3 protein-coding genes are annotated in these 8,098 nt (G+C 42.6%); 1 reads left to right on the plus strand and 2 read right to left on the minus strand.

Annotated features, from left to right (window positions below; translation table 11 throughout):
* Positions 1–14: 14 nt before the first annotated feature.
* On the minus strand, positions 15–3,227 hold the full coding sequence (locus tag DWW91_RS02290; protein ID WP_009860788.1) for a SusC/RagA family TonB-linked outer membrane protein: 3,213 nt from the start codon (positions 3,225–3,227) through the stop codon (positions 15–17).
* Between the two features lie 763 nt (positions 3,228–3,990).
* A complete protein-coding gene (locus DWW91_RS02295; RefSeq protein ID WP_122326815.1) occupies positions 3,991–6,045 on the minus strand; it encodes an alpha-L-fucosidase in 2,055 nt (684 codons plus the stop codon).
* Positions 6,046–6,332: 287 nt separating this feature from the next.
* Here DWW91_RS02295 and DWW91_RS02300 point away from each other — a divergent pair, with 287 nt between their 5' ends.
* Positions 6,333–7,700 carry a Gfo/Idh/MocA family protein gene (locus DWW91_RS02300; RefSeq protein WP_233584385.1) on the plus strand — a complete coding sequence of 456 codons (1,368 nt, stop codon included), beginning with the start codon at positions 6,333–6,335 and terminating at the stop codon, positions 7,698–7,700.
* The last annotated feature ends 398 nt before the right edge of the window (positions 7,701–8,098 follow it).

Below are 8,098 nucleotides of genomic sequence, written 5' to 3' on the forward strand. Positions count from 1 at the left end.
ATTTTCTCCTCATTTTAGAATTTAACACTCAGGTTGCATCCGAATATACGGCAAGACGGGTTGGTATACAGTTCACCGAATTGTGTTGCCAGGTCACCATAAGAAGACTGTGATACGGTTGTTGATTCCGGATCTACGTAGCGGTTATCTGATGCGGTCCAGGTAAATACATTATTACAAAATGCCGTAATGGCCAAATTACTCAATGACATCTTACGCACCCACTGTCTCGGAACATTCCAGGTCAGGCTGATGTTACGCAATTTAACGAATGAACGATCAAGCAAATAAGCTTCTCCACCATCTCCATATCCGTAATCATTGAAATAGGTTTGATAGCTGCCGTTGCCCAGATAAATCGGGGTGGTGTTTTCGGTATAATTGCCATCGCCATTATCAACGACTGAATTGGGGATAATGAACGGACGGCGGTCGTTGTAAGTTGTAACTACACCGTTACCTGTAAATTGCATCAGGTTCTTCGTACGTGAGAACATATAACCACCGCTACGAATATCCAGAGCTGCGCTCAATGTGAAATCTTTATAGGTAAAAGCTGTATTGATTCCGCCTGTCCAGTCGTGATTCATGTTTTTGCCGGTATCTTCGACCGATGTACCTAAAACAGGATAACCGTTTGCGTCTACGATCGGCTTTCCATCTGCCGTTTTCTTCGGTAAGTAAGTATAGAACTGCCCCATCGGCTTACCTTCTTCGGCATACATATAAATCGCATCGTTACCGGCAGAGAAGTTATAGATGGAAACTTTTCCGCCTTCCAGGCTTTCAGGTAATGAAAGTACCTTGTTGTTGTTTTTTGAGAAGTTGAAACTCAAATCCCAACGAAAATCTTTAATCTGTACCGGAGTGGTATTGATAACTAATTCGATACCTTTGTTGCTGACTTCACCGAAGTTGGTTACCATATAGCTGAAACCTGTTGACGGATCGGTCGGAAGAGTAAAGATCTGGTCTTTCGTTTTACGGTTGTAATAGGCTGCATCGATCCCGAAACGTCCGTTGAAGAATTGTAAGTTCATGCCGACTTCAAATTCTGATGTCATTTCCGGACGCAATGTGTTGCTGCCTTTTGTATTGGAAGCTATAAAGGCATTCACTCCGTTCATCGGGAACTTGGATATGTCGCTGCCATAATAGCCATTTGCCGTACCTTGTATATAAGTCAGACCTGTCTGATAAGGATCCGCATCGTTACCGGTCTTACCATATGCTAAACGAGCCTTTCCGAAAGTAAGAACTTCATTTTCCGGGATTAGACGGGTAAAGATCCAACTCAATGTGGCACCCGGATAGAAGAAACTGTTGTTGTCGATAGGCAATGTAGACGACCAGTCGTTACGAGCGGTTAAGTTCAGATAAATCATATCGTCCCAACCAATGGTTACATCTCCGAAGAGACCTACCAAACGGCGTTTATTCTGACTTTCCGACAATGTTGTTTTTGTAGAACCGTTGCTCAGATCCCAGAATCCGGAATAGAAAGACAAGTCGTCGGTTTGACCGGTCATGCGCGTATATCCGCGTTCGTTCATGTTTACACCGGCATTTACGTTCACATCCAGCTTGTTATCCAGGAAACGTTTAGAATAATTAGCCAGGAAATCGTGATTCAATTCGTAATGACGGCCATATCGGGTATATACATGTCCGCTTTGGTTCATGTTGGAAGGAGCATATCCATAGTCTTCGTCAATCAGCGCGTCGTCCAGGTTAATTTGTGGAGTACCTACCTTACGGTCATAGTCCGTATAGTCGAAGCCCATACGATAGGAAAGTTTCAACTCTTTAATCGGGGTGACATCTACCTGTACTTTACCGTAAATCTGCTTCGAAGCCGTATGGTTGTAATTGTTTTCCAACGCCCAGTAGGGGTTTGTGATACCGTAAGGAGTAAAGTACGCCTCCGGTGTATTGAACGGTGAACTGGTATCTTTCATGTCTACGATAGAGATGTCGCGAGGTAACTCAAACACGCCGTCGATCACGGATGTACCTTGGAAACTGCCGACTGCATCTGTCTGGCTGCGTGCAAAATTAAGGGAAGAAGACACTTTCAACCAGTTTGTCGCCTCATAGCCGCCACGGAAAGCTACCGTATTACGTTCGTACGTATCATAATCCTTCGGCATGATACCGTCATCTTTCGTAAAAGAATAAGACAGATAATAATCCATCTTGGTGTCGGCAGAAACACCGCTCAAGGAAACTGTATGGTTCTGCGACCAACCCGGATCAAAGAAATCCTTTACATTATCTTTTTTTGCACTGTATTCATGAATCAATTGCTGATTATTCCAGATCGGGCCATACACCTGCATTGATCCATCCAGGCGAGGGCCCCAGGAGCCATTCTCGATATATGTCTGTGCACCGTTCCATCCCTGTCCGAACGAGTTCTGCATTTCCGGCAGAAAAGAGACCATACGAGCCTGTACATTACCGCTGTAGCTGATTGAGAAATTCCGTCCGTCGCCTTTCTTTCCTGATTTCGTGGTAATCACGATCACACCGTTAGCGGCACGGCTACCATAAAGGGCGGTTGCGGCTGCTCCTTTTAATACAGTCATCGAAGCGATATCTTCAGAAGCCACACTTGAAATACCTCCGGTTGATACGTTTTTGCCATCACCGGAAACCATATTATTCTGTAAAGGTACACCGTCAACTACATACAGTGGTTGATTACTTCCGTTGATAGAACTGAAACCGCGGATTACAATGTTACTAACCGAACCCGGGTCAGAAGAGGTGGAACTAACCGATAATCCGGCAACCTTACCGGAGAGAGCATCGGCAACATTGGTCGTACGTGAGCTGATAATTTCATCGGCCTTAACGGTCGTTGCTGAATACCCCAGGGTTTTTTCAGAGCGGGTAATACCCATTGCCGTAACGACAACTTCATCCAAATTCTGGGTGTCTGATTGCAGGAGTACTTTAATAACAGGCTTTACAGCTACTTCCTGCATGTTCATGCCGACATACGAGATTTGCAAAATTTTGCCCTCGGGTGGTACATCCAAAGAGAAACGACCTTCGATATCCGTTACTGTACCAATCGTTGTCCCTTTAACAAGAACTGATGCTCCAATAATCGGTAGACCGTCATCTGCGGCGGTAACAGTACCTGTCACCTTCACATTTTGAGCCACTACTGTACACATGCAGATCACAAGGCACAGTAAAGTAAAAGTTAACTTTTTCATTTCACACACATTAAATTATATAATATAACTACAATTTTCACAAAGGTTAAATAAGCTATATCTGAGTCCTAGGGGAACTCTGTCCATTAGTCATAAGGAGGGGTTAATGAGCTTGTTTTGAATCTCGGCATTATGTTCTTTTATTGAATTTTACCCTGTTGAGAATCAGTTGCTTTGTGGGCAGGGAAAAGTGAAATTTGCTATAACATGAGGATTTGATGTTAATTGTCGTTTAAAAGGCGTGAAAAATAGCTTCCATTAGTTTGATTTCGGTGGTTCTTGCTGCTGAATGTTTAATTGAGCTGGATTTTTTATGATAAAAAAAGTTGCAGTTGTAATATTTTTGTATAACTTGCCAACGTTTTTTTCAATAACTAAAAAAAACGACAGCAAGCACCAATAAGTTTATCGTCCTGAGTCTAAAATATTTTTATAAAACAGTTTCTGTTATAATTATAAAGATAGTCCAAATGGACAGAGTTCCCCTAGAACTAAGTAAATAAGATTGTATTTGTCAAAGAAAAGCTATCAGCGGAAACTCTGAACAACGAAACATAGAAAAGCATTAGCGAGGTTTCTTTTTGATATAGAAAACGCATACAGGGCATTAAAATGAAACTTTGATGATTCTTCCCGGTTGAACCGTCGGGGAAGATCAAATCTGAATAAAATGTCATTGTGGTGTATATAAGAAAAGAGTGTCGAAACGTATATGTCCAACACTCCTTTTTATTTGAATCGTATTGATTTTGTAATACCGGTTTTATTCTGTAATTACCGAAAACTCACCGATCCCTGCCTGGGGCTGATTATCGACGATGCGGGTTGCAACAAACCGTATCTTGTTTCCTTTTATAGCCGGGAAACGGATTTCCTGTTCTATCGGATTATGTTTAATATTCGAGAATTCGCCTTCTGCAACTTTCTTGTTATTGACAAACAACTGGTAATTTGAAATATGTCCTCCGGCATCACGTCCCTGGTTGGGTACATAGCGGAAGCCGGCAATCGGCATATCATTTGCTAACTGTATTTCGATTTCCTGTTTCCCTTTCGGTAAATAGAATGTCGTATATCCGTTGCCGTCGAACATCGCTATTGTTTTTTCGTCTTTTGGATAAATGACAGAGTAGTTGGATGCCGGAATATCCAGCTCTTTTACGGAAACCGGACTGCTCTTGTCGAAAGTACGGTCGTACGAGATAGCCTTGATTGTTCCTTTTTGAGCAAAAACAAAAGGTTCGGTATAACGGGGGGAATCTTTTGTCGGTACCGAGCCGTCAGTCGTATAATGGAGTTCCGAGTTTTTATCTTCTACCCGGATAGAAACAACATCTTTGCGGTCACGTCTGATTTCCGGTTCGGTTAATAAGGCCGGTGCCAGGAAAGCCTCTACATTATTGATACATAGCGGGCCGCGTGCATCCAGGAAGTTGATGCGTATCTTGTCTGCATTGACAGTCTGGAAACGGACGATACGTTTGTAGCCGACAGTCGTCGTGGAATCGGCTGCTTCAACCGGTGTCCATTGCCCGTCTTTTTCTGTTTCGATGGTGAATGCTTTGACACGCTGTCCCAATGGGATATATTCCTGTATCATCAGGCGGTTTACATCCGTCGGTTTGCTGAAGGTGAAGGTAAGCGTAGCGTTTGTAACTCCGTCTTCCGTAGCCCAGTAAGAATCCCAATTGCCGTCATTCGTTTTGTCAGCCTTAAACTGGCCGCCGCGGGAATTGCTGGCTTTTACGGATGCACCCTTTAATAAGTTGGTTTTTAAATCGTTCTGTATGGTTTGATACCATTCGACTGCACGGATAGAATCCGTCGGACTGATCTTTCCGTTTAATGCAACCGGGAAGTTTAGCAGGAAGTTTGCATTATGTCCGACACTGCGGTAATACAGATCGACTAAATGTGATAATGATTTTACCTGATGGTCTTCACGTGCGTGATAGAACCAACCCGGACGAATGGAAACGTCACATTCGCCACCCAGCCATTCTTCACCGTCTTCCAGTCCCCACTGGCTCTGACGATAATGTATGCCGTCTTTTTTAGTGAACATACTCCATTGAGTATCGCCCGCCCAGCCTTCTTCGTTGCCGATCCAGCGGATGGTCGGTTCGGTTCCTCCAAAAATCATGACGGAAGGATTATACTTTTTAATCGTGTCGACAGCCTGTTCATATTTATAATAGGTATTCGGGTCGATAGAACGCGTTTCATTTGCGCCGCCGTACCAGCCGTTGCCGCCGTTAGCTCCGTCAAACCAGTATTCGAACAACGGACCGTAATTGCAGACTAATTCATGTAATTGGGCATGGAACTTTTCTACATATCCCGGTTGTCCGTAATTCTCACTGTTACGGTCCCAGGGGGAGAGATAAATACCGAATTTCAATCCATGCTTGTGGCAGGCGTCGGAAAGCTCTTTTACCATATCACCTTTTCCGTCTTCCCAGGGAGAATTTTTAACGCTGTATTCTGTGGTTGCCGTTTGCCACAGGCAAAAACCGTCATGATGTTTGGCGGTGAGAATCACTCCTTTTAATCCGGCAGCCTGGATCGTACGAACCCATTGTTCGCAATCTAAATCTGTAGGATTGAAAGTGGAAGCAGGCGTGTTCCCGTATCCCCATTCCAGATCATTGAATGTGTTTAAACCGAAATGAACGAAGGCATATGTCTCCATTTTGTGCCATTCCACCTGTTCAGGCGTTGGAACAGGATAAACAGGATCAGGGGCGTTTACTTCTTTACAGGAAATTAAAGTAGTAAGTCCTAATCCGAGGAGGAAAAGATAATTTGCGCTTTTCATCGTTTGATTATGTTATTGTTGATGCTTCAAAGGTACAAAAAATATAATTTATATAAGGATATTCTATCTGTTTTGCTATTTTTAGTTATTGTATTACAGAGCCGTGCTGGTTTTATAGGATACTTGCCGTATTTTATACAATATTATTTTACTTATTGTCTAAAATACATCTAAAATTCATCTATGTCTCTAATAATGTGGTCTATAAAAAATCTTTTATGCTTGTTTTATTCCAGGTGAATTTATATATTTGGGCGTCTAATAACTATATTTTTATTATTAATACCATGAAAAGAAGAGATTTCTTAACAAACACAGCATTGCTGGGTGCCGGAATACCACTGGGTATGTCGTCGGCTGTAATGACTTCATGTACACAACAACAAAGTGCAGGAACGGCTGCGAAGAGTTATTCTCCGGAAGAATTGGGAATGTTCTCTTTCGTAGAGGTGGCACCTGATGGGAAACCCTTAAAAGCAGCTTTGGTGGGTTGCGGCGATCGTGGAACCGGGGCGGCTACACAATTCCTCAAATCAGGACCGAATGTGTCTATTATTGCTTTGGCTGATTTGTTCCCGGATAGAATGGCGACCTGCCGGAAAGTATTGTCTGAACAATTTAAAAATGAAGTTCCTGATGCCAATTGTTTCTTAGGCTTCGATGCTTATCAGAAGGTGTTGGCAATGAATGATATCGATGTAGTCCTGTTATGTACTCCTACACATTTCCGACCGGAGCAATTCAAGGCGGCGGTTGAGGCTGGTAAACATATTTTTATGGAAAAGCCTTGTGCTGTCGATCCGACCGGAATCCGTACAGTGATTGCTGCAGCCAAAGTTGCAACATCTAAGGGGTTGACGGTTGTAACAGGTAATCAACGCCGTCATCGCAGAGATTATTGGGAGGCTTATGTGCAGGTAAAAAACGGATTGATTGGTGATGTCGTATCTTCTTCCGCTCATTGGGACCAGGGGGCATGGTGGAATAAGCGCAAACGTCCGGAATGGAGCGATATGGAATACTGTATTCGTAACTGGTTTAACATTAAATGGTTAAGTGGGGATCACCTGTTGGATCAGGCTATTCATAATATTGATGTGGTAACCTGGTTTATGGAAGACCGTCCTATCCGTGCTGTTGGTTTCGGTGGTCGTGCGCAGCGCCTGACCGGTGATATCTATGACTTTTTCAGTGTAGATTATTATTATAACAATAACAAACGCATGTTGGCGACTGCTCGTCAGATCGACGGTTGTGACGGAAATGTTTCCGAGCAGGTATATGGAACCAAGGGGATGGCCTCTCTGAATGACCGGGGTGAAATTAAAATTGTGGATTATAATGGAAATACTCTTTGGGAATATGATTATCAGAATAAACCTGTAAAGAATCCATATGATCAGGAACATGTGCATTTTGTTGAATCAATCCGTTTGGATAAGAAAATAAATCAGGCAGAAGCGTTGGCCTATTCTACTCAGGTTGCTATTCTGGGACGTGAGGCAGCTTACACCGGAAAGCCTATTTCCTGGGATGAGATCATGGCATCTACTCTTCGCTATGGTCCGGAGAAATATGAAATGGGAGCATTACCTGACTATAAAGAAGGAGAAGCGCCGAAACCGGGTAAAGCTCCGGATGCACCAGTGATGTAATTTCGTGTTTATATTAGTATTAAAGGCTCTGAATATTTTAGATGGTATTTAGAGCCTTTGTCTTTTTATAATATGGGGCACTAATTTTTCGTCTATACAAAAAAAATCGTTCGACAGCTGTTCTTTATTCATTCAACAATTATCGAATAATCATTCGACAGTTGTCGAACGAATAGAAAACATATATCGAACGAATAATTCTTTGAATCGGAAATTTAATTGTCTTGAGGAAGAAAGTTTTTTATCTGAGAAAGCCCTGGGAGCCTCCCTGTATTTTTTCAGTCTTCTTTGTGCGTACATTATATAACATTGTCTCCGGTTAAAAAATAAATGAAAAATAATCGGTAAAAAGTTTGGATCGTATGTAGTAATCTACTACTTTTGCACCCGCATTCGAG

Origin of the sequence: Parabacteroides sp. AF17-3, from assembly GCF_003635445.1 — a bacterium.
Taxonomy (GTDB): domain Bacteria; phylum Bacteroidota; class Bacteroidia; order Bacteroidales; family Tannerellaceae; genus Parabacteroides; species Parabacteroides goldsteinii.